General features: G+C 72.3%; 3 protein-coding genes. 2 read left to right on the top strand and 1 reads right to left on the bottom strand.

Annotation, left to right across the window (positions count from 1 at the left end):
* Positions 1-909, top strand: a 909-nt coding sequence (locus D7X55_RS38420) for a ComEC/Rec2 family competence protein (RefSeq protein ID WP_121725624.1), incomplete at its 5' end; no start/stop codon positions are given.
* Entirely contained in the window at positions 909-1169 is a 261-nt protein-coding gene (locus tag D7X55_RS38415; RefSeq protein WP_120546799.1) for a hypothetical protein, read from the top strand. The genes D7X55_RS38420 and D7X55_RS38415, both read left to right, overlap by 1 nt.
* Positions 1170-1179: 10 nt before the next feature.
* Here the strand turns inward: D7X55_RS38415 and D7X55_RS38410 are convergent, their stop codons facing one another.
* Complete coding sequence (locus tag D7X55_RS38410) at positions 1180-2382, bottom strand: sugar-binding protein (protein WP_121725623.1); 1203 nt, start codon at positions 2380-2382, stop codon at positions 1180-1182.
* Between the last annotated feature and the right edge of the window lie 47 nt (positions 2383-2429).

Genomic DNA, 2429 nt, shown 5'->3' with positions numbered 1-2429 from the left:
GGACGGTGGCGCTGGCTGGGCGTGCTCGTCCCGGGGGCGGTGATGGGCGCCGTGCTGCTGCCCGTGCTCACCCCGGAGCCCGCGCTGCGGATCACCTTCCTCTCCGTGGGCCAGGGGGACGCGGTGGTGCTGCGCTCCCAGGGACACCATGCGCTGGTGGACGCGGGCGGCGTTCCGGAGGGCGCGGACACCGGGGAGCGGTTCGTCCTGCGGTTCCTCAAGTCGGAGGGAGTGTCGCGGTTGGACCTCGCGGTGCTCTCGCATCCGCATCCGGATCATGCACTCGGGCTCATGTCCACCCTGGCCCAGGTGCCCACCGAACGCCTGTGGCTGTCCGCGGGGAGCGCGGACGGTCCGCTGTCCCGGCGCATCATCTCCGCCGCGAAGGGCGCGACGGTGGAGGAGGTGCAGGTGGGCCATCCCTCGTTCACGCTGGGCGAGGCGACGCTGGAGGTCCTGGGGCCTCCCGTGGACCGCGAGCTGATGGAGGGCGCCAACGACAAGAGCGTGGTGCTTCGCGTGCGCCATGGCACCGTCACCGTGCTGCTGGCGGGCGACGTCGAGGCGGAGGGCGAGGCCGCGCTCGAGGAGGCGCTGGGGCCCGCGACGGTGCTGAAGGTGCCGCACCATGGCTCGCGCACGTCGTCCACCGCGCCGCTCCTGGAGCGCACCCGGCCACGTCACGCGGTGTTCTGCGTGGGCCGCCGCAACCGCTTCGGCTTCCCGCATCCGGAGGTGGAGGCGCGCTACCGCGCCCTGGGCACCGAGTGCTGGCGCACCGACCAGGAGGGAGCCATCACCCTGGAGAGCGACGGCGAGGACGTCCGGCTGGTCTCCTTCCTGCCGCGCGCGGATCCCGCGCCGGTGCCCATTGCCGGGAGTGAAGGTCAGGCCCAGCTTGAGCGGTGATGATCTCCGACGACCTGGATCTCCGGCAGCTCACCGCCCAACTCAAGGCCCGCCTGGGCCCTGGCGAGCCCGTGGGCTACCTGCGCGGCAAGTCGCTCATGCGCGACCTGCTGCTCGACATGAGGGACAACCGGTTCTCCGAACTGGAGGCCGAAGAGCTCGTCGACACGCTGGAGTCCCGGGGCTTCGTGCGCTTCCTGGGCGACCCGGCGGAGCGCTCCGTCGCGGACGCGCCGTGGGACATCACGCCCCACGCCTGACGGCACCGGCCTACTGGAAGACGAGCCAGCCGAAGCGCGGCAGGGCGTGGAAGTCCCCGATGAAGAGGGGCGAGAACGCCTGTCCCTCCACCTGACGGCGGTCGTGGTGCTCCAACCGGTAGAGGTTGAAGCGCCAGCGCTCGCCCGGCTGGGGCGGGACGTGCGGCACCTCCGCGAGCCGGTTGAACGGGATGGCCATCTCCACGGTCCAGCCCTCGTCGCGGTCGGACGCGTCGTCCAGCGTGCCGCGCACCTTCACGGCCGTCCTCATGCCTGAGTCCCAGGACAGGTCCATGCCCTGGCGCCGCGCGGGGAAGTACGCGTCGAAGATGACGTTGTGCGGGGACACCTGCAGCTCGTTGTACGTGCGCCCGTCCGCGTTGGCGTCGAGGAACACCTCCACGACCTCCTGCTCGTAGATGGAGTCGTCGCGGTTGCGCATCGTGCCCCAGATGTCCGGGTCCTCCACGTCGAAGGCCACGTACAGGTTCGCGTCGTCATGGACGAGCCGCGCCTGGGTGCGCAGCCGCGCGGGCCGTCCGTCGAAGCTGCCCACGAGCGTCACCGCCTTCGCGCCCTTCCAGGCCTCGTCATCCAGCGCGCCGTCGATGACCGGGGCCTTCTTCACGCGCGTGACGGTGTACTCCGGCAGCGCGGGGGGCTCGCCGCCCAGGAGCGGTCCGCGCACGCGGTTGTCGCCCTGGTGCTGGCGCGGATCATCCACCGCGAGCCGGTCGTCGCCCTTCCAGAAGCCCAGCACCAGCCGCGCGGGCGTGGACGGCATGGCCACGGTGTGCACGTCCTCCAGCACCTTGCCCACGGGCCAGGTCTCCAGCGGCGCGGCGCCGTCCTGGAACTCGTGATCCGCGTTGGCCAGCATCTGGCCGCTCTCCGGATCCACCACGTGCACGAAGAAGTGGAAGCCCTGCGGCGGCGGGCGCACGGCCTGGAAGTAGTGCGCGATGCGCACCGGCTGCCCCGGGGTGGTGCGCTCCGGCGTCACGCGCGCGCCCAGGTAGACGATGGAGCCCCCCGCGAAGGTGGCGCCGCTGCGGAAGGTGAGCCCCTCCGGGGCCGCGTCGAGCGTCCGCAACGTCGTGGGCGCGGGCAGCCTGGGCGCGCGGTGGGCGGGGCCCGCCTGTTCGTCGCGGCACGCGCCGGCGATGAGGAGGGAGGACAGCAACGGGGCGAGGGCAAGGGAGCGAAGGCGCATCGAAGGCGCGGAGTCTACCCTCCCGCGTCCCGCGGCAAGCGTTCTTC

The organism is Corallococcus sp. AB049A, from assembly GCF_003668885.1.
Taxonomy (GTDB): domain Bacteria; phylum Myxococcota; class Myxococcia; order Myxococcales; family Myxococcaceae; genus Corallococcus; species Corallococcus interemptor.
Note: the sequence above shows the minus strand (reverse complement) of the source record. Positions and strands in the feature narration are given on the sequence as shown.